Origin of the sequence: Alteromonas oceanisediminis, from assembly GCF_018474025.1 — a bacterium.
Classification (GTDB): domain Bacteria; phylum Pseudomonadota; class Gammaproteobacteria; order Enterobacterales; family Alteromonadaceae; genus Alteromonas_E; species Alteromonas_E oceanisediminis.
This window is the reverse complement of the sequence record NZ_JAHCTA010000001.1, coordinates 565,923-586,724: the sequence shown is the minus strand read 5'-3', so window position 1 is coordinate 586,724 and position 20,802 is coordinate 565,923. Positions and strand designations below refer to the sequence as shown.

The following is a 20,802-nucleotide window of genomic DNA, read 5'->3' as shown; positions in this document are numbered from 1 at the left end:
GTACCGACTATGTGGCTTTCAGATACGTCCGTCAAACGCCCAGTCTTTGCCTCGGTCATTAACTTACTGTTAATTGTATTCGGCTTAGTGGCCGTGTCACTGCTGTCGCTGCGCGAATACCCTGACATTGATCCGCCGATAGTGTCGATTGAAACACGATACCCCGGTGCATCCGCAAACATTGTAGAAACGCGTATCACGCAAATTCTGGAAGACCGCATCAGCGGTATTGAAGGCATTAAAAATGTGACTTCAACCAGCAGCAATGGGCGTTCCAGTATCAACATTGAGTTTACATTAAGCCGTGATATTGATGCGGCCAGCAATGACGTTCGCGAGCGAGTGAGTAGGGCATTGAACAATTTGCCTGATCAAGCTGACCCACCCGAAGTATCAAAATCAAACTCCGATGAGAACGCGATTATCTGGTACAACTTGCGCAGTACCAATTTAAACACCATGGAATTGACCGACTATGCGCGCCGGTTTGTGGTGGACAGATTGTCTATTGCCGAAGGTGTCGCACGAGTACAAGTCGGTGGTGGGCGTGATTATGCGATGAAAGTCTGGCTTGACCGCAATGCAATGGCGGCACGGGGGGTTACTGTAGCCGATATTGAGCGCATCATCCGTTCCGAGAATGTTGAGTTACCGGCAGGTCAGGTCGAGTCAGTCGACCGTGATTTGGAGGTTCGCGTTGCACGTACTTTCCTCAGCGCAGATGACTTCGCGAATTTGACCGTCGCCGTAGGGGATGACGGCTACTTGGTTCGATTAAAAGAGGTCGCTAACGTCGAGCTGACGTCGGTTGATGACAAAACCGATTTCCGTGGTGATGGGGTCAACATGATTGGCCTGGGTATTATCAAGCAATCAAAAGCCAATACGTTAGAAGTTGCCCGCTCTGCGCGTGAAGCGATCGAGCGCATTGAAGAGACGCTACCTGAAAACATATTCATTGTGCCCAGTTATGATTCATCCGTATTCATCGAGGAATCCATCAACGAAGTCTACAACACGCTGGGGATCGCAATGTTGATGGTCGTGATTGTGATTTATGTGTTCTTAGGCAATGTTAAGGCAACCTTGATCCCCGCGATTACAGTGCCGGTAGCCCTTATTTCAGCATTTACTGTGATGTACGTCATGGGGTTCTCGATTAATTTGCTCACCCTGTTGGCTCTGGTATTAGCCATTGGACTCGTGGTGGATGATGCGATTGTCGTACTTGAGAATATTTATCGTCGCATCGAAATGGGCGAGCCGCCGATTTTAGCGGCCTATCGAGGCGCTCGTGAAGTGGGGTTTGCCGTTGTAGCAACGACGCTGGTACTGGTATCGGTATTTTTACCCTTAGTTTTTTTGGAAGGGAATATCGGTCGCTTATTTACCGAGTTCGCAATAGCTATTGCCGCGGCGGTGGTGTTTTCAAGCTTTACCGCACTCACGTTGTCGCCCATGATGGCGTCGAAAATGCTTGAAAAACGCGAGCGCAGTTCTCGATTCGGCCAGTTCGTCGACAACAACTTCAAAAAGCTCGAAAAGCGCTATTTCAACAGCTTGGCAACGACATTACACCAACCCGTGATGATGGTTGTACTGCTCATTTTTGCGATCGTTGCTGTGTATCAGCTATACAATTTGATCCCGCGCGAATTTGTCCCCAGAGAAGATCGGGGCAATTTTTTCATCCTCATGCAGGCGCAAGAAGGCGCGAGCTATGAGAGTAATTCGCGCAACTTAAAAAAGATTGAAGATATCTTGCTTGAGTATCGTGAAAGCGGCGAAACGCAGCGTGTTCTGGTACGTACACCGGGTTTTGGTGGCGGAGCGGGTATTGCCATTGTGGGCGCGGCCAACTGGGATGAACGCAAACGCACGACCTTCGAGCTGATGGACGAAATCAGCGGCAAGTTAAACGATATTCCTGATGTGCGGGCATTTGCCATTATGCGTAGTTCTATTGCTGGGCGTGGTTTTGGTCGGCCGGTACAGTTTGTATTACAAGGCAACACCTACGAAGAGTTGGTGGATTGGCGTGATACGTTAATAGAAAAAGCCTCAGAGAATGAAAAGTTGCTGCGCTTAGACTCTGACTATAAAGAAACAACGCCGCAACTGCTGGTGAATATCGACAGAGACAGAGCGGCTGATTTGGGCGTCTCCATATCTGACATTGGCCGAACGCTGGAGACCATGCTGGGCCAGCGGCGTGTATCCACATTCCTGGATCGTGGCGAAGAATACGATGTCATCATGGAAGGCATCGACGAAGACTTCCGTAGCCCACGCAGCATCGACAATCTTTATGTTCGTTCGCAGCGCACCAGTGAACTGATCCCAATGGATAATTTGTTGAGTTTCGATGAACGCGCCACATCATCACAGCTCAATCGTTATAATCGCATGCGCTCTATTACCATCAGCGCCAATCTGGCTGAGGGTTATACCGTAGGCGAAGCATTGGCCTATCTTGAAAATATTGTTAAAACAGAACTGCCTGATTCTGTGTCTATTGATTACAAGGGCGAGTCGCAGCTTTATCAGGAATCAGGTAACTCGTTTATCTTTATTTTCATACTGGCTCTGGCGATCACCTATCTGGTACTGGCCGCTCAGTTTGAGAGCTGGATACACCCTTGGGTGATCATGCTAACCGTGCCGCTCGCGCTGCTAGGCGCTTTCGTCGGTCTGTATCTCAGCAATATGAGTATTAACATATACAGTCAAATCGGTCTTGTGATGCTCATTGGCCTTGCCGCCAAAAACGGCATCCTTATCGTTGAGTTTGCCAATCAACTGCGAGACGCCGGCGAGGAATTTGAGATGGCGTTGCGCAAAGCATCGAGTATGCGATTACGCCCGATTGTGATGACCGGATTTACTACCGTTTTCAGTGCGTTACCGCTGGTACTTGCATCAGGGCCAGGGGCGGAAAGCCGAATGGTGATTGGTATGGTTATTTTTGCTGGTGTTATTGTGGCAACGTTTATGACGCTGTTTGTTGTGCCAACTGCGTATGCGTGGCTGGCGCGAAATACCGGTTCTCCTCTGGCACGAGCACAGAAAATTGAGCAATTAGAGGAAGAGATCCCGTATGATAAGGGTAAGATGGAGTAATGTTCCGTTATTGACGTTTTCTCTGCGACATGAGTTCTTCCTGTGACACCCACACAGAGCAACGTAGCGTTGCTCTGTTCGATCTTGACTACACATTGATTAGCTCAGATTGCACGGCGCATTGGCTGCGTTTTATGTTGACACGAAATTGGCGACGTAAGCTTTTGACACTTTGCCTGATGCCACTGGTGAAGTGGGCAGATTGGCGAAAATGGACACTGGCACAACGAAATTCTGTATATTTGTGGGCCGCCACGGCTGGATTGTCACGCCAACGTTATCTAACATTGCGTTGGCGCGCAGCGCGTTACGTCATTGATGACAAAGGTGTTCAAGCCTATCCTGAAGGCTTGGCAAGGTTGGATTGGCATCGCTCGCAGGGTCATCATGTAATCATTGTCACAGGGGCGCTACGCTGGTTGGCAAGAGACATTTGTCGCGCCTTGGGTATTCAGTATGACGTACTGCTGGGTAGCAGTGACGCTAAGTTTTACGCCGGACGCATCAGTGCAGAGTTCTGTTATGCGCAAAATAAAGTCAACTTGCTCAATGAGCGCGGGCTGATTGCCCATGGCGCAGACTACGCCTACTCAGATAGTGCGGCCGATATCCCTTTGCTGAGCGTGAGTCGGCGCCGCTACGTGATCAATCCTAAACCTGATTGCCTTATCCAATTCCAAGATCGTTTTGCTGACAGCGCGCAGGTATTGCATTGGTCTCGTGCGCAAGAATGAACCTTTTAGTGCGCAAGCCTCTGAAACTTTTTGTATCCCAGCAACGCACATTAGCGAGTAAAGCGTTATACTGCGCGCTTGTTGCGCAACATTTGTTATAGGTCTTTTTTCTCGATGTTGGAATCAGTCTGGTTAGATAATATCTCTGCGGTGCTTTTACAGTATCGCACCCATCTTGTCTGGAGCGTGATACTGCTTGTCACTTATTCGTTACTCACACGGTTGGCGTTACCGCTGATCGAATCCAAAGTGATTAAGTCGAACCTGAAAAGTGAAGCGGTTAAAAAAGCCAACCATATTACGCGCGTTATCGCTGGAATTGTGTTTTTTGCTTTGCTGCTGATCGTGTGGGGGATCGATTTTAGTGGTCTGCTGCTGATCTCAACCTCACTGCTGACATTAACCGGTGTCGCACTCTTTGCCAGTTGGTCGCTGCTGAGCAATGTTACATCGTACTTTGTGCTGTTGTTTCAACCCTCTTTTCGCCGTGGTAACTATGTCCGGATTGTTGATGGTGACAATTACATTGAAGGCTATATCGCCGAAGTAAATCTGTTTAATGCAAAATTAATCACCGATGAGCGCGAGATCATTGTGTATCCAAATAACTTGATCCTCACTCGCCCGTCGATTATCAATCCACGTGCTCGTTTTGCATCAATTGGTAAATTCCCGCTTGCGCACTTTAATCAACCAAATGCAGTGCAAGACACCGGTACTCAAGTGCCGCCAGTTGGCCAGAATAATCCGGCTGCGAATCCGCCACCAGCGCCTGCCCAGTCAGCCTCATCCAGTTCGTCTAATACAGGGCCTTTTGAACACAAATAATCCTGTACCGCCAATAAAAAAGGCCCCTAAAAAGGGGCCTCAAGCAAAATAAATAATGCTTATTATTTAGCTTTTCTTCTAAGCAACAACGCGCCTAGTGCAAGCCCAAACAAGCCGAGTGTTGCTGGGGCATTAACTGCTGTTGGCGCTATCGCACTGGCATCAAACTGCAATTCGCGAATTTCAAGATTGCCACCTTGTGTCGCAGTAATATTGATGGCTAACGACTTAACGCCTTTAAGTGCGCTTACATCACTACCAGAAAACGTGCTTGCAGCGAAGCTATTGGTTTGTAAGCCAGTAAAGGTATTTGAACCCGTCGCGTTGCCGTTCATGTCGAAACCAAAGATGGTGATTGCACTGACTTGCTGTTCGAAATTGTTGCCCCAATCATTAAAGAATGAAAACACATTGATGTCGAACAATGAGCTAAACGTCACTGCAATAGAAATAGGTGCGGCTGCATTAGGCTCGGCGCCGCCATTGCGGAAACCGATGAATCGTGTAGACGGTGCTTTGGTTTCTACACTGCCGTTGAACAATTCATTGATGTTTAAAAAACTCCATTGCGCAGGGCCTGTCACGCTAACAGATTCGATGTCGGCAGACGTAATAAGTGCCGCATGCGAAGCCATTGAAAACAAGGTGGTCACTGATACTAAACAAGCCAATACTAATTTTTTCATTTATCTCTCTCTATTTTTCCCTAAATTCACGTCTGCTGACGCGATACCTTAGATTATAAGCAAGAACCGAGCCCTAATTTTAAAGCGTTGTTTTGTTTGTAAATATTGTTTGTTCGGTATGGGTTTTTAGCAGACTTGTAAATTATCTTGACAGGCAGCTTTGTCAGGCAAAAAAAAGCGACTCCACCGGAGTCGCTCAACTTTTGACTATTGACGCGTGGTTGATTACTCGTCTAAGAAACTTTTCAATTGCTCGGAGCGACTGGGGTGACGCAGCTTACGTAACGCCTTCGCCTCAATTTGTCGAATACGCTCTCGGGTAACGTCGAACTGTTTGCCAACTTCTTCTAACGTATGGTCCGTGTTCATATCAATACCAAATCGCATGCGCAGTACTTTCGCTTCTCGTGCAGTCAACCCGGCTAATACTTCCTGAGTCGCATCTTTTAGACTGCCACCCGTGGCGGAGTCCAACGGCTGAATAATGGTGCTGTCCTCGATAAAATCACCTAAGTGTGAATCTTCATCATCACCAATGGGGGTTTCCATTGAAATTGGCTCTTTGGCAATCTTCAACACTTTACGGATCTTGTCCTCAGGCATTAGCATACGCTCAGATAACTCTTCTGGCGTTGGCTCGCGGCCCATCTCCTGCAACATCTGGCGAGAAATACGATTCAGTTTATTGATGGTCTCAATCATGTGAACAGGAATACGAATAGTACGCGCTTGGTCAGCAATTGAGCGTGTGATGGCTTGACGGATCCACCATGTTGCGTATGTTGAGAACTTGTACCCTCGGCGGTACTCAAATTTGTCGACCGCTTTCATCAGGCCAATGTTGCCTTCCTGAATAAGGTCAAGAAATTGTAATCCGCGATTGGTGTATTTTTTGGCGATAGAGATCACGAGGCGCAAGTTGGCTTCAACCATTTCTTTCTTGGCACGGCGCGCTTTGGCTTCACCAATCGACATACGGCGATTAATATCTTTGATATCCGCAATCACCAAGCCCGTTTCAAGTTCGACCTGGTTCATCTTGCTGACGCTACGTTCAATGTCTTCTTTTTGAACTAAGATCCCTTCAACATAGTCTTTTTTGCCCTTGAGGACGGTTTCGAGCCAATCCGTTGAAGTTTCATTACCCGCAAACGCTTTGATAAAATCTTTCTTTGGCATTTTCGCATTCACGACACAATACTTCATGACCAAGCGCTCTTGAATACGCACCCGATCCATCATATCGCGCATATTTTTAACCATGCGATCAAATTGCTTGGGCACTAAGCGAAACTCTTTAAAGATGTCGCTCAATGCTTCGATTTGTTTACGTGCTTCTTTATGTGAACGGCCTTTCTTCTCAATGACATCACGCGCTTTTTCGTATTGAACTCTCAGTTCACTGAATTTCTCGCGGGCGACTTCTGGGTCAACGCTGTTATCGTCTTCCTCATCATCGTCGTCGTCATCGTCGTCATCATCTTCGTCATCTAGCTCTTCTTGCGATAGCTCAGAACCTACGTGCGTAGCGGTCGGCGCAACGTCTTCTTCATTCGGGTCGACAAAACCTATGATGATGTCGCTAATGCGGATTTCTTCTGCTTCGTAAAGGTCCCATTGGTCAAGCAAGTAAGTGATGGCTTCAGGGTACTCTGCCACGGAGCATTGAACTTGATTGATGCCATCTTCAATGCGTTTGGCGATTTCAATTTCACCTTCACGCGTGAGAAGTTCTACCGTACCCATTTCGCGCATGTACATGCGTACCGGGTCAGTTGTACGACCAATCTCGCTTTCAACCGTTGCAAGTGCCTGTGCGGCGGCTTCAGCAACTTCTTCATCGGGCGTATTTTCCTGCATGAGCAATTCGTCTGAATCTGGCGCAGATTCAGACACTTGAATGCCCATGTCATTGATCATTCGGATTATGTCTTCAATCTGATCAGAGTCGATAATGTCTTGCGGTAAGTGGTCGTTAACCTCAGCAAAGGTTAAATAGCCTTGCTCTTTACCTTTGGCAATCAAAAGTTTGATCTGAGACTGCTTGTTTTGCACCATAAATTTTACACTTCTCTCATTCGAAAAATTTGTGACCGTGACAGTGCATAGCGTAACTACCCACAATCCCGACTTAAGCGTGTTCTGTCGTATTTGCTGCTTGCGTGTTTATACAAACAATGGCACAGTTTAGACTCGATTCGGGCAATGGCTTTTCGGTGTTAAGTGCGGTGCGTACCGCCAATGTTTCATCTCGAAAGCGCTGCATTCATTATTGCCACCACTCTGGCACTGTGCCTAATGCGAATTAGCCAGTATAGCAGAATTTCGTTACTCTTCGCCACATCAAAATGGTTACGATTCAGTCAATTTCAACCGCATTACCCTGGCTTTTTTGCCTGCATCAATAAATTAAGCTCCTGCTTTTCATCGGCAGAAAGACCGGATACACGAGCCTTAACCATGAGTTGTTCCATACGTTGTTCGCAGTGCCAATTGATCAATTTTGCGAAACTGTCAGCATATTCAGCCTTCGCTCCCTCATCACTGACAAAATGTTCCTGAGTGAGCAGTTTCGACAAAATGCGTGATTCAGCGGTATTGCGAAAGTGCTCAAGTACAACGCCGGTGTGCGCGTGCGGATGAGCGGCACAGAATTGGTGAACTTTAACCAGAACATCTAAACCCGGTATGGCCGTTTCTACCAAAGCGGACAGGTCGACTTGTGGAGATTCAATCGCTAGGCTTGGATTATCAAGCAACAATCTGATCATCATGCGAACCGGCGATATGGTGGTCTTTTGCGGCGCACCAGACGGCACATACCGCGGGCGAGAACTGTTCTGATTCGCTTGCTGAATGTCTCTATCGCGTCGATATCGATCACGTTCGCCGCATAAACGGCTAAGCTCTTCAAGCAACAAATCACGCTGGTTATCGCCCAGTATCTTCTCAATCAACGGCTGTGCATGTGCTTTGAGCGCGGCTTTGCCCTCGGATGATGACACATTATGTTGCTGCATAAGATTGTCAAACAGGAAACGTGACAGTGGCTGTGCTTCGTCCAGCTTGGCTTCAAAGGCTTGTTGACCGATGGATTGCACCATGGTGTCTGGATCTTCGCCGTCCGGCAAAAAAAGAAATCGCATGGTAACGCCGTCTTTGAGATAAGGCAGGGCATTCTCCATGGCGCGCCATGCTGCTTCACGGCCCGCTCTATCGCCATCATAGCAACAAATAATATCGTTTGTTGCGCGCACCAGCATTTGAATGTGCTCAGGCGTCGTGGATGTACCTAGCGAAGCGACCGCATAATCAATACCGTATTGAGCCAGAGCGACAACATCCATGTAGCCTTCTACGATTAAAACCTTATCCAACTGCCGATGTGCTTGTTTGGCTTGATAGAAGCCATAGAGCTCATTGCCTTTGTGAAAGATACGTGTTTCCGGTGAGTTGAGATACTTGGGGCCACCCTCGTCTAATACTCGGCCTCCGAAGCCAATCACGCGACCGCGTTTATCGCGGATCGGGAACATCACACGATCACGAAAGAAATCAAACCTCTTGCCGTTGTCGTTTTCTGTGATCAGCTTTAAATCCAGTAACTGTTGCTGTCGAGTGGATTGATCCGCGCCTTTACCAAATTGACTGAGCACGGCATCCCACTCAGAGGGGGCATAACCAATTTCCCAATGCTTCACCGTTTCCCCGCTTAGGCCACGCTTTTTTAGATAGCTAATAACGTGTTCAGAATTGGCGTGCTTTTTGAGTTGCTGCTGGAAAAATTTGGTGGCTTTATCCATCAACGCATAATCGTTGTCGAGCTGTGCTCGCGGGATCGAGGGGCGATCTGATGGGTTACCTTTTTCACGGGGCACGTCAACGCCGTGATAACGGGCCAGTTCCTCTATGGCTTCTGGGAATTCAAGCCGGTCGAATTCCATCAAAAAGGAGATAGCATTGCCGTGCACACCACAGCCGAAACAATGATAAAACTGTTTGTCCTGACTAACCGTGAAAGACGGTGATTTTTCATTATGAAACGGACAGCAGGCTTGGTAATTTTTGCCTGCCTTTTTCAATTTAACGCGGCTATCAACGATATCAACGATATCGGTACGCGCGATCATATCGTCAATGAAATCTCGGGGGATCATGCCGGCCATGGAGGATGATTACTTCCTAAATAAGAACTCAGACTGTAGCAGTAAGCTGGCGCTTATAATAGTACAATAGCGCTCTTGCGCTAGCCAAGCTTGGCTTTAATTCTGCCGCTTAGCGCCCCCATATCAGCGCGGCCTTGGGCAATCGGCTTGATATGCCCCATTACCTTGCCCATGTCCTGCATGGTCGTCGCACCAGTGGTTGTCATCGCTTCCTCGATTAACTCGTCAATTTCCTGTTCACTGAGAGGTTGGGGCAGAAACGATTCCAACACGACAATTTCCTCGCGCTCTTTGTCAGCCAGATCGGCTCGGTTGGCATCATCAAATTGTTGTGCTGCGTCTTTACGTTGCTTAACCATTTTGGTCAGTACACCCAATACGTCTGAGTCATCTAAAGTAATACGTTCGTCAATTTCGCGTTGTTTGATCGCAGCTAAAGCCATACGGATAGTGCCTAAACGTAGCTTATCTTTCGCTCGCATCGCGTCTTTTTGGGCTTCTTTTAACGTTTCTATCAGCAACATGATTTTTCCTCCGAAAAAAAACGCGCCATAAGCGGCGCGTTTTTCTAAATAAAATCTATCTTAGTAGAGTTTTACGCGACGAGCATTTTCGCGCGCCAACTTCTTCATGTGGCGCTTTTTAGCGGCTGCTTTCTTACGCTTGCGTTCCCATGTTGGTTTTTCAAAAAACTCACGACGACGTACTTCAGATAGTACACCGGCTTTTTCACATGAACGCTTAAAACGACGAAGAGCAACGTCAAACGGCTCGTTCTCTCTAACTTTAACGATAGGCATTTACAAATTCACCTCAAATAGTAACTGATCGACCGGGATTTCATTGAGGGATTAGCTCCACCCGGGTTAAAAATGGTGCGGAATTCTAATCATATCTGAAAAAGAAGTAAAGCCGAATTTGCGAAAAACTCGGAAACACGTAAACTACGCGCCAAGCTAAAACACCACCATATTATTGAGCATTTACCATTTCCATGCGCGTACTAGGTATTGAAACGTCCTGTGACGAGACCGGCATTGCCGTTTATGACACCACAGCAGGTTTATTGTCACACTCTTTATATAGCCAGATAAAGCTCCACGCTGACTATGGGGGCGTTGTGCCTGAATTGGCGTCGCGCGATCATGTACGTAAAATTGTACCGCTTATTCGTGAAACGATTGCCGAAGCGGGGCTTGTCTCGTCTGATATAGATGGGATCGCCTATACGCGAGGCCCAGGTTTGGTAGGTGCTCTCTTAGTTGGCGCATCGGTGGGGAAAAGTTTGGCGTACGCATGGAATATTCCGTCAATCGGGATACATCACATGGAAGGCCACTTGCTTGCACCGATGCTGGAAGATGACAGGCCGGAGTTCCCCTTTGTCGCGCTGCTGGTTTCCGGTGGACACACCCTCTTGGTCGATGTGCAAGGCATTGGGCAATACACCGTGCTTGGCGAGTCCATAGATGATGCTGCCGGTGAAGCATTCGACAAAACCGCCAAACTCATGGGATTAGACTACCCGGGGGGGCCTTTGCTCGCCAAACTGGCGGACCATGGTGAGCCAGGGCATTATCAGTTTCCCCGACCAATGACCGACAGGCCGGGACTGGATTTTAGCTTCAGTGGGTTAAAAACCTTTGCGGCGAATACTATCCGAGCGTCTGACAATCAAGATCAGACCAGGGCCAATATTGCTTTTGCCTTTCAGGAAGCGGTGGTAGACACCTTGGTGATCAAATCCAAACGGGCGCTTAAACAAACCGGGCGAAAACGGCTTGTGGTTGCTGGCGGCGTTAGCGCAAATCATTATCTGCGAACCCAACTGAGTGAGGTTATGCGCTCGCTGCGGGGGCAGGTGTACTATCCCAGTCTGGCATTTTGTACCGATAACGGTGCGATGATTGCGTATGCTGGCGCACAGCGATTAAACGCTGGGCAAAAAAGTGACTACGATTGCCGCGCAAAACCGCGATGGCCTCTGGAAGAGCTACCTGCACTCTAAGTCACTCCCGGGTTCTGCCTTTATCCCAAATCTTGCTTTCTTCACGGTGCCAGAGTCGCCTGATGTTTTCATGATGTCGAATAATAATCAGTACTGACAACATCGCCACCGGAACCGTGTACAAAGGCTTGATTAAAAAGGTGAACAACGGTGCCAGAGAAACGGCAACCAGCGCGCCTAACGACGAATAACCAAAAATCAACACAGTGACAAACCAAGCTGCTATCAGCAGGCCTGCTAAATCGAGGCCAATGGGTAGCATCGCGCCAAATGCCGTGGCAACGGCTTTACCGCCCTGAAAACCAAAAAATACAGGGAATATGTGCCCTAAGCACGCTGCAATCGCAATCAGGCCCAGAAAAAGTGGCTCAATGCCTAAAAAATAGCTCAGGTAGACGGGTATGGTGCCTTTCAGAATGTCGCTGACCAACACGAGTATGGCCGGTATCCGGCCACCCAGACGGTACACATTGGTTGCGCCCGGATTCCCCGAACCGCTTAGGCGGGGATCAGGCAGGCCGTATAAACGACATACAATGACAGCACTGGAAAGCGAACCGCACAGATACGCGGTACAGAACATCAAAATTATCAGTGCAGCCATGTCATCATTGCTAGGTTCACGGTAAACTGACGCCACATTACAAGAAAGCGGTTGCTCGCGCTAGTTTAGCCGCGCACTGTTTCCGCTCAATACTGTGACAGTTTGCCTATGGAACAAGTAATTATTGAAGGCCTTGAGGTTTCAACCGTGATTGGCGTGTATGAATGGGAGCGCACCAAGCCTCAAACGCTTTATGTGGATTTGGTGATAAATGCCGATCTAAATACGGCCTGCATGTCTGACGATGTCTCTGACACCATTGATTATGCCAAAGTTGCCGAATTTTTGGTTGCTGTTGCCGCCAATGCCCGATTTGAGTTGCTTGAAGCGCTGGCACAAAAGTTTTGTGATCAGCTATTTGCAAATTTTAGTCTGAGGCAAATCGATGTCACGATCACCAAACCGAACATACTGCCCAATGCACGCAAAGTTGCTGTGCGGCTAATCAGAAAAGCGTAAACCGTGAGTATATTACGTCATCATATTCTTATCAGTGTCGGCAGCAATATTCAGCGTGAAACTCACACCCGCAGCGGTGTCGAAGCATTGCAAAACCTATTTTCAGATGTCACCTTATCGTCTGTTTATGAAAGTGAAGCGGTAGGGTTCAGCGGAACTGCATTTTATAACTTAGTGGTGAGTGCATACACCACCATGGCAGTGGGCGACGTGTGCCGGACGCTGAAAGCCATTGAGCGTGAAAATGGCCGCATGCCAAGCGAAAAGAAATTCGCGCCAAGAACGCTGGATTTGGATTTGCTAACCTATGATTCTCTGGTGACTCAGTCTCCCGTTGTGCTGCCACGAGAGGAAATTACCTATAATGCCTTTGTTTTGCAGCCTCTGGCGGAAATTGTGCCCGATGAGGTTCATCCCGTTGTACAAAAAACTTATGCCACTCTATGGGCTGAATATGATAAAAAACAACAACGCTTGTGGCCAATTGATTTTTCATGGAACTAAACGCCAATGACATGGTTTGAAATAATAATACTGGCGATTATTCAGGGCATCACAGAATTCCTGCCGATATCAAGCTCAGCGCACTTATTGTTACCTGCTGAATTACTGGGCTGGCGCAGTCAGGGGCTTGCCTTTGACGTTGCTGTGCATGTTGGCAGTTTGTTGGCGGTACTCATTTACCTTCGTCAGGACGTGGCGCGCATGACAGTCGCATTTTGCTCGCATGGTTGGCGTGCTCAGCAAACTGATGATAGCCGCTTGGCGTGGTGGGTGATCGTTGGCACGATACCCGTGGTTATCGCCGGTTTCCTGATGAAAGATTGGATCGAATTGAATGCGCGTACGGCACTGGTCATGGCAACGACGACGATACTCTTCGGACTGTTATTGTGGTACGCCGATGCAACCGCGAAACTCAGGCTGAAGATGGCTAACATGCGGGGTATGCAGGCGTTGCTGATTGGTTTGGCGCAAATCGTGGCGCTAATTCCCGGTACATCGCGTTCTGGGATCACCATGACGGCGGCATTGATGCTCGGTTTCACGCGGGAAGCCGCAGCACGCTTTTCATTTTTGCTGTCCATTCCAGCCATTTTAGGGGCTGGCCTGTTAGCCACAGTGGATCTTCTGCAAAGTAGTGAAGCCGTTGATTGGTCAGCGCTGTTTTACGGCGCGGCATTTTCATTTGTCAGTGCCTATCTCTGTATCTATTTATTTCTTAGTTGGATATCACGGATTGGCATGTTGCCGTTTGTCATTTACCGGCTAATGCTCGGTGCCGTTTTATTGTGGTTTGTGTTTGCATAGCAGCCTGAAACGAGAACGATGCCACGCACATTTGAAGGAGAAGGTTATGAGCGACACTATTTTTGACAAGATTATTGATAAAAGTATTGCGGCGGACATTCTTTATGAGGATGACCTCGCGCTGGCATTTGCTGATATTAACCCACAAGCGCCAGTACATTTTCTGGTCATACCCAAAAAGCGTATTGCCACCATCAATGACATCAGCAAGGATGACCGCGAGCTGGTAGGGCATTTATATTGGGTTGCCGCGCAACTAGCTGATCAAAAAGGCTTTGCCTCAGAGGGATTTCGCACGGTCATGAATTGCAATGAGTTTGGTGGCCAGTCGGTGTATCACATTCACTTACATGTGCTCGCGGGTAAGCCGCTTGGCTGGCCACCTTATTCAGACGAGTTAAAGGAGAGTTTGGAATAGGTTAACTGTGTCAGGTACGTTGATGAGCCCGTTGAATTGGGCTCATCAATCTGAGTCCTATTTCAAATACTGTTTACCTTGCTTGAAGTGGATATCGACCGGAATATTCGCGGCTGAAAGCCGCTCAAGATCGTCAGCCAATTGTGGCTTTATAACGCCCATGTCGTTAACCAGCTGAGCCACCCCCGCATAGTCGCCATCGCCCTGCAGCATAAGTATCTTTTGTGAGAGCGCTTCGATGGCGTCATCCATTTTGTCAAAATTGACTTTATACAAGCCGTTTTCGTCGCGACTAAAGGCACCCGCCTCGGCGAAGAAGTTAAAACGGATCATGTTCGCTCTGCCGTGAGCGCTCGATGCACCAAATCGGACTGAGCGGAAGATGCCTGCCATAAAGGTTGTGTAGTAGTCTTCGATAGTACCTTCGGTAATTTCGCCACGCGCCAGCAATTGCTGGATCATGTACAAGCCTAAGATATCAGCCTTACCTTCTTCTAACGCAGAAGCATGTTCTTTAAGCGCGCTGCGCACAGTTCCCTGACCATCCAGCGTGTTCTTAATACCTAGCCCATGAGCGACTTCATGAAACATGGTATTAGCAAAGAAGGCATCGAACGTAATGTTATCCCGTTGTTCAGGCACAATTAGCTGCTCTGCGATAGGCACTAAAATATGCTCAAACTTGGCTTGCATGGCATTTTTCAGTTGTAACCGTCGTGTGCCTTTCTCTAATTGCACTTGTTCATCATTCGGAAGATTGATCGCAATCGTTTTGCTTCCGGCATTACTGTGCCCCGCGTAGTAAATCACATCGTAAGCGTTCAAATCAGCATTCGCACCGGGCATTTCGGCTTTATATTCAGCAGGAACCGGCAGACCTTCCTGTAGCGATGGCAAAAACGCCGCGAACTTGGCTAACCTCTCACTCCACGACAAATCCTTAATCAACACGTAGGACTCAAACGCGGCACGGTAACCGAATAGTTGATCCTCATAGGTCTCGATGGGACCGATGACCAATTCGATCGGATTGGTTTTCATGTCCATCCACGCCATATCAGAGGCTTGATACGCGTCAGTTAGCAACGCATCAGCACGCAGTGTAAGATAGCGCGCAAACTCCTCGTTCTCAGCCAATTCGGCAGCCGCTTGTAATAAGTTAGCCGCTTTGCTCAGTTGCTTTGCGTATTTAATCGAATAGGGCACCGTGACAAGCGCACCGTTGTCGTCACGCTCGACCATGCTGTACAGGCCAGTTTTGTCGTCGAGATCAGCACTCTCAAATTCAGCTTTGGTCATATCGGCTGGGTAAAATTGTGCCCCCAGCGGCTTTTTACCGACGCCAGACAAAAACGGCGCGTCACCGGCTAACCTGTCCCACGGGCCGTAATTAATCGAAGCAAAATGGGCAACGGCATCGTCGCTAATCTGGGTGATTAAATCAGATTTCGAGTGCCCGTATGCTTGTAACCAAAACAAAGAATCCATTATTTTTGACGCATCAATAAGCAATTCGAGCATCTTCTTTTGATTGGCACTGAGATGGCTTATATCAGCACGTAGCTCAACCGGGTAATAAATATCCAGTCGCTGCCGGTTACCGATAAAGGTTAACTCTGGTGCTTGCTTTTCAGCCGATGGGCTTTGCTGGTTCATTTCAGAGCGTTGTTCAGTCTTGGGTTGGCAGGCGCTCAAGCCTAGGCAGACAGCTAATGTGAGTAGAGTCAGTTTTGTTGTTTTGCGTGAGAGGGTCATGGTGATTCTCTGTTGTTTTTATTGCACGTACTATAGCCCCGAAAGCGTTATCTGCAAAGTTGCTACCGACTGATTAACCCGTCATTTTCTTGATTCGGATCACAGGATTCAAACGCGAGAGGATTGACTGGAGCATAGATTAGGATACGCTATGACTTAACCGATTTGGAACGCAACGCTTTCGCGTGTATGGATTACTAAGGCACAACTATGTCAACACAAAATGCATTACTGACAATCTTAACTGAGAAAATCAATAACGACACCTTGGTCTTACCTACGCTGCCCGCCATTGCGTTAAAGGTACGCAAAGCCGCAGACGACCCGGATATCAATCTGAACGACATGGCTGATGTTATCGGGCAAGATCCTTCGCTTAGCGCCAGAATGATCAAGATTTCCAACAGCGCCTACATGGGCCGCAGCGTAAAGGTGAACTCTGTTCAGCAAGCGGTAACACGTATCGGTTTGCGTCAGATTAAGAATATTTCCACTGCGTTAGCCATGGAACAGCTGTTTGTGTCTAAAAACGATTTGGTGTCTGAGTACATGAAACGTGAGTGGGAAAAGACCATCGATATTGTGGCCAATGCGATGGCCGCATTGCAGGTGCATACTAAAGAAACCAAAAACCGTGACCTTCAGCTTGATTCAATGACCTTGGCCGCCTTAGTCTCAAAAATTGGTGTGTTGCCCATTTTGACGGAAGCAGAACGTCATTCAGAAGTATTTGCGAATCCTACCTTTTTAGAAGACGCCATCGAGAAGTTATCAGGCCCTATCGGCGCAAATATTATGAACGCTTGGGGTTTTTCTGAGACATTTGCGAGTGTGGCATCAGACTGGCGTGACCTGGGTGTCATTCCTGACACGCTCAGCTACATTGATTTTGTGCGAGTGGGTGCTGCGTTAAGCGGTCAGATGGGCAGCAAAAAAGATGCAGTGTTAAACTTAGCCTTATCTCGCAAAATGGTGAGTGATACGAAAGCCTTTGATTCAGATGAGTTCCACGATATGCGCAATAGCGCCAAAGCCATTTTTGCTTAACACCAGTGCAGATGTGAAAAAGGAGGCTGACGTTGCCTCCTTTTTTTGTGTTTCAGATACGGCACATTACAGGTCTTGCAATTAGTCGTTATTCAGTGCCAGTACTGTAATCATGTTTTCAATGAACGCCAGTATTTCTCCTGACATCAGCGCAAAGTCAGCATCCAGTTTCGCGGCGATCTCGTCTTTAGGGATATCCGCAGTTTGCTCTTTGACCACATCAGTAAATTTAATCCGCTTAACAGAGCCATCCTCATGAATCAGGCAGCTTAAGCGCTCATCCCATTCGATCGCGAGTTTCTGTACCAGCTTGCCAGACTCCAGATGAAGATTGATTTCATCGCTGTGCAAATCTTGATTCTTGCAACGGATGATAGCGCCTTCTTCACTGATAGATTTCAATTCGGCTTCTTCCAACAGAACCACTTTTTCGGGCGCTTTGTCAGTCAGCCATTGGGTTAACTCGCTTTGCAAGCTTTGGCGTACGAGAGGGATGGCGGGTACTGAAGTTAATGCTTTACGCAAATAGGCGAGAAACGCTTCCGCTTGACCATCACTGGATGCCTCGACCAGAATTTTGTCATGCTGCGTGGCAATCATGGCGTGAGTATAACTGTTTTTGGTAAACGATTGCGGTAGCAACTTAAACACGATCTCTTGCTTAAGATCCTGTTGTGCCTTTTTGCCCACCGGCGCACCGGTTTGTGCCTCAATGTCTGCGACTTTTTCGGCAAGTTCAGCATTGACCACCGCTGCCGGTAAAATTCTTTCCTGCTTTTTCAAACACAGCCAAAAGTTTCCATTTGCTGCATGATGAAGCGAGGTGGCATTGCGCATACCCGCCGCAGCAAAGGGAGAAGAGAAGCCCATAGTGGCAGTGTCTTGTTGCCCACAGGGGCGAAAAGAAAACTCTGCGAGCGCATTTTCCAAGCTGTCGGCGTCTAACGATAAAGGCGAAGTCAGGTGATAAGTCTTAAGGTTTTTAAACCACATATTTTTCACAATACAGTTGCAACAAAACGGCCGCGAAGACTAGCATACCTGTGCGCCTAAATCATTAGTGGCACGCGCCTTAGCGTCGCGGAAAACGAATGGTGTAATGCAACCCTTTTCCGGTCTGTGAACGGGCTTCAATCTGGCCATTCAGCGATTGAGTGACCAAGTTATACACGATGTGAGTACCTAAGCCGCTACCACCGCGAGAGCGCTTAGTGGTGAAGAAGGCATCGAACAAACTGTCTAGGTGTTCGGGGAGTAGCCCAATGCCATCATCCGAGTATTTCAGGGTCACGGTTTTTTCATCGGCTTCAACACTGATATTGATATGACCATTAACCTTGTGCTCAAACCCATGCATCACCGAGTTCATGACTAGATTAGTGATAATTTGCGCAATCGCGCCGGGGGCGCACAAAATATTGAGGGTTTCGTCACAGTCCACTTCGATGGTGTGGTGTGTGTTCTTGAAGCTGGGTTTGAGAGACTGAATAACCTCCTTGAGATACTCACACAACTCAAAACGGCGCTCAGCTTCACTGGTTTGATCCACAGCAACCTGTTTGAAACTCGCGATCAGCTCAGAGGCCCGGTTTAGATTATTCATCAGCAGTGCGGTGGTTTGCCCGGCTTCTTCAATAAAACTGCTCATCTGTGACTGCGTGATTGATTTGTCGTTAAACGCCGTTTCTAAACTCTTGATACGTTCCTGCAGGAAGCTGGCAGCGGTAACCCCGACCCCCAAAGGCGTATTGACGTCGTGCGCGATACCGGCCACGAGGCCGCCTAACGAAGCCATTCGCTCGGAATCAACTAATTGTTGCTGTGCAGCCTCCAGCGTGTCCATGGAGCCGGCCAACTCTTCATTGCGCTTGCGGAGCTCCTGCTCCACATATTGGCGATTATCGATTTCCTGACGCAGTGTTAACTGCTTGCCTAACAACTCGTCTTTTTGCGCTTCCAAATCGAGCATGATTTGGCTGAGTGCCGCCGTTTTTTTAGCGACCTCTTGTTCGAGCAGAAGATTTTGGTCATCAAGCTTTTGATTTGCTGTGGTCAAATCTTTTTGCGTTTGGCGCAGCTTAGTTTGGCTTTCAATCAGATCGGAAATCACCTGATTATAAGAATACTGAAGCTGCTTTAATTCATTATCATCTTCGACCTCAACGTTGAGCTTACTGTCTTGCAGGTTCTCAGGGTCGAAATTTTGCATTTGTTCTGTGATGGCATTGAGAGGCTGCGATAACATGCGGCGGAACGCGGTCAGGAATAAAAATATCAGGAAAGTCGTTTTGACGATCGCATTACCGATCAGGAAAAAGATACCCACTTCAATTCGGCCAAGAATAATTTCAAAGCTGGAATAAAGCGACACATCGCCAACACTGGATTGGCGGCCAGAAAACTCAAAAACCAAGGGAAAGCTGTAGCTGAACAAACCACCGGCGTGGTTACGAAATCCGTCCAGACCCACAGGCGCGGCTATCTTGGGCGCGGTGAAGCCGAAATCGACAATATAATTTCCTGCTTCGTCACGGATCTGCACACCTTCAACGATGGGCAGCTCCATCAACCCTTGCGCTATGGAAACGGCTTGAGGCGTATTCAGCTCCCATATCGCACGCGTCAGGCTGTCGCTGAACGTGTTCTGCAACGTCTGTAGTTCATCTTCAATCTGCTGTTTGGTACTGGTGTATTCAGCAATGATCTGAGTTGCGGTCACCACAAGCGTTAGCACAAAGTAGACTGAAAACACGCGCGTTAGTAGTTTGCGCGACAGGCTTGATGAGCCCAAAGCCATAAAAACCCTTTTTCATCAATCGTCTATCCTATCTGTTGAAGAATATGTTGATTTAGACGATTACACAAGCAACACATGTGGCAATCTTCACCTTTACTTGACAGCCGGGTTGTAACACTTTAATAAAAGTGTCACAGATGACCTTAATAATAGCGGCGTTTTTATGAACCGAGTGAAACCCATGTCAAGAACTGTGTTGCTTGTCGAAGATGAAGCGCCGATCCGCGAAATGTTAAAATTTGTACTCGAACAATCGGGTTTCACCACCGATGAAGCCGAGGACTATGATATTGCGCAGCAAAAGATTAAAGAGCCTTACCCAGACCTGATTCTACTGGATTGGATGCTTCCCGGTGGTAGCGGCGTTCAATTGGCGAAAAGCTTAAAGCAGCATGAGTTCACGCGAGATATTCCCGTGATCATGCTGACCGCACGCGGTGAGGAAGACGATAAAATTCGCGGTTTGGATGCGGGTGCTGATGACTACATCACAAAGCCATTTTCACCCAAAGAGTTAGTGGCGCGGATCAAGGCTGTGATGCGCCGAGTCACACCCACCAGTAAAGAAGAGCCGATCGATTTTAATGGTCTTAAACTTGAGCCCGTTTCACACCGTGTAACGGCAAATGATGAAAGCATCGATATGGGGCCGACGGAGTTTAAACTGCTGCACTTTTTTATGAGCCACCCGGAGCGCGTGTATAGCCGCGAGCTGTTGCTCGATAATGTGTGGGGTACGAATGTTTACGTTGAAGATCGCACTGTGGATGTGCACATTCGTCGTCTGCGCAAAGCCATTGGTAAATATGGGCACGACGCGATGATACAAACGGTGCGCGGTGCTGGTTACCGGTTTTCCGCAAAATAAC

General features: G+C 47.9%; 19 protein-coding genes. 10 read left to right on the top strand and 9 right to left on the bottom strand.

The features are described from left to right. The first annotated feature begins 9 nt into the window (after positions 1-9). The 3 genes from KIU71_RS02710 to KIU71_RS02700 all read left to right on the top strand — a co-directional run bounded on the left by KIU71_RS02710 (position 10) and on the right by KIU71_RS02700 (position 4,682). Entirely contained in the window at positions 10-3,120 is a 3,111-nt protein-coding gene (locus KIU71_RS02710; protein WP_214129611.1) for an efflux RND transporter permease subunit, read from the top strand. A gap of 29 nt (positions 3,121-3,149) precedes the next feature. Then, on the top strand, positions 3,150-3,854 hold the full coding sequence (locus KIU71_RS02705; protein ID WP_214129610.1) for an HAD-IB family phosphatase: 705 nt from the start codon (positions 3,150-3,152) through the stop codon (positions 3,852-3,854). A gap of 114 nt (positions 3,855-3,968) precedes the next feature. Beyond that, the gene (locus KIU71_RS02700; protein WP_214129609.1) at positions 3,969-4,682 is read left to right on the top strand and encodes a mechanosensitive ion channel domain-containing protein; all 714 of its coding nucleotides are present in this window, start codon (positions 3,969-3,971) and stop codon (positions 4,680-4,682) included. A gap of 62 nt (positions 4,683-4,744) precedes the next feature. On the opposite strand, the gene KIU71_RS02695 is transcribed toward KIU71_RS02700, so the two are convergent. The 5 genes from KIU71_RS02695 to rpsU form a co-directional block, all read right to left on the bottom strand. Further along, positions 4,745-5,368, bottom strand: a complete 624-nt coding sequence (locus KIU71_RS02695; protein WP_214129608.1) for an MYXO-CTERM sorting domain-containing protein — start codon at positions 5,366-5,368, stop codon at positions 4,745-4,747. Between the two features lie 225 nt (positions 5,369-5,593). Further along, complete coding sequence (rpoD, locus tag KIU71_RS02690; protein WP_261348270.1) at positions 5,594-7,492, bottom strand: RNA polymerase sigma factor RpoD; 1,899 nt, start codon at positions 7,490-7,492, stop codon at positions 5,594-5,596. Positions 7,493-7,746: 254 nt separating this feature from the next. Then, a complete protein-coding gene (gene dnaG, locus KIU71_RS02685) occupies positions 7,747-9,534 on the bottom strand; it encodes a DNA primase (protein ID WP_214129606.1) in 1,788 nt (595 codons plus the stop codon). Positions 9,535-9,614: 80 nt separating this feature from the next. After that, positions 9,615-10,058, bottom strand: a complete 444-nt coding sequence (locus KIU71_RS02680) for a GatB/YqeY domain-containing protein (RefSeq protein ID WP_214129605.1) — start codon at positions 10,056-10,058, stop codon at positions 9,615-9,617. Positions 10,059-10,118: 60 nt separating this feature from the next. Further along, on the bottom strand, positions 10,119-10,334 hold the full coding sequence (gene rpsU / locus KIU71_RS02675; RefSeq protein ID WP_070123829.1) for a 30S ribosomal protein S21: 216 nt from the start codon (positions 10,332-10,334) through the stop codon (positions 10,119-10,121). Between the two features lie 194 nt (positions 10,335-10,528). Here rpsU and tsaD point away from each other — a divergent pair, with 194 nt between their 5' ends. Next, complete coding sequence (gene tsaD, locus KIU71_RS02670; RefSeq protein WP_214129604.1) at positions 10,529-11,542, top strand: tRNA (adenosine(37)-N6)-threonylcarbamoyltransferase complex transferase subunit TsaD; 1,014 nt, start codon at positions 10,529-10,531, stop codon at positions 11,540-11,542. Position 11,543: 1 nt separating this feature from the next. Here tsaD and plsY read toward each other — a convergent pair whose 3' ends face one another. Then, positions 11,544-12,146, bottom strand: a complete 603-nt coding sequence (gene plsY, locus KIU71_RS02665; RefSeq protein WP_214129603.1) for a glycerol-3-phosphate 1-O-acyltransferase PlsY — start codon at positions 12,144-12,146, stop codon at positions 11,544-11,546. 108 nt (positions 12,147-12,254) lie between these two features. Between plsY and folB the strand changes: the two genes are divergently transcribed. Genes folB through KIU71_RS02645 form a run of 4 tightly spaced genes read left to right on the top strand, consistent with a single transcriptional unit; the run spans position 12,255 to position 14,334 of the window. Beyond that, a complete protein-coding gene (gene folB / locus KIU71_RS02660; protein ID WP_214129602.1) occupies positions 12,255-12,605 on the top strand; it encodes a dihydroneopterin aldolase in 351 nt (116 codons plus the stop codon). Between the two features lie 9 nt (positions 12,606-12,614). Continuing rightward, positions 12,615-13,109: a 2-amino-4-hydroxy-6-hydroxymethyldihydropteridine diphosphokinase gene (gene folK / locus KIU71_RS02655; protein ID WP_214129726.1), complete on the top strand. Its 495-nt coding sequence runs from the start codon at positions 12,615-12,617 to the stop codon at positions 13,107-13,109. Positions 13,110-13,115: 6 nt separating this feature from the next. Then, complete coding sequence (locus KIU71_RS02650) at positions 13,116-13,916, top strand: undecaprenyl-diphosphate phosphatase (protein ID WP_214129601.1); 801 nt, start codon at positions 13,116-13,118, stop codon at positions 13,914-13,916. A 46-nt stretch (positions 13,917-13,962) separates the two neighbouring features. Further along, a complete protein-coding gene (locus KIU71_RS02645; RefSeq protein ID WP_214129600.1) occupies positions 13,963-14,334 on the top strand; it encodes a histidine triad nucleotide-binding protein in 372 nt (123 codons plus the stop codon). 57 nt (positions 14,335-14,391) lie between these two features. Here KIU71_RS02645 and KIU71_RS02640 read toward each other — a convergent pair whose 3' ends face one another. Continuing rightward, a complete protein-coding gene (locus tag KIU71_RS02640; RefSeq protein WP_214129599.1) occupies positions 14,392-16,089 on the bottom strand; it encodes a dipeptidyl-peptidase 3 family protein in 1,698 nt (565 codons plus the stop codon). A gap of 210 nt (positions 16,090-16,299) precedes the next feature. Between KIU71_RS02640 and KIU71_RS02635 the strand changes: the two genes are divergently transcribed. Further along, positions 16,300-17,136, top strand: a complete 837-nt coding sequence (locus KIU71_RS02635; RefSeq protein WP_214129598.1) for an HDOD domain-containing protein — start codon at positions 16,300-16,302, stop codon at positions 17,134-17,136. A gap of 81 nt (positions 17,137-17,217) precedes the next feature. Here KIU71_RS02635 and rdgC read toward each other — a convergent pair whose 3' ends face one another. Both rdgC and KIU71_RS02625 read right to left on the bottom strand, forming a co-directional pair. Then, on the bottom strand, positions 17,218-18,129 hold the full coding sequence (gene rdgC / locus KIU71_RS02630; RefSeq protein WP_214129597.1) for a recombination-associated protein RdgC: 912 nt from the start codon (positions 18,127-18,129) through the stop codon (positions 17,218-17,220). A 79-nt stretch (positions 18,130-18,208) separates the two neighbouring features. Continuing rightward, positions 18,209-19,933 (bottom strand): sensor histidine kinase, encoded by a 1,725-nt coding sequence (locus KIU71_RS02625; protein WP_214129596.1) that lies wholly within the window; start codon positions 19,931-19,933, stop codon positions 18,209-18,211. A gap of 181 nt (positions 19,934-20,114) precedes the next feature. On the opposite strand from KIU71_RS02625, the gene phoB reads away from it, so the two are divergent. Next, positions 20,115-20,801 carry a phosphate regulon transcriptional regulator PhoB gene (gene phoB / locus KIU71_RS02620; RefSeq protein WP_214129595.1) on the top strand — a complete coding sequence of 229 codons (687 nt, stop codon included), beginning with the start codon at positions 20,115-20,117 and terminating at the stop codon, positions 20,799-20,801. Position 20,802 lies beyond the last annotated feature (1 nt).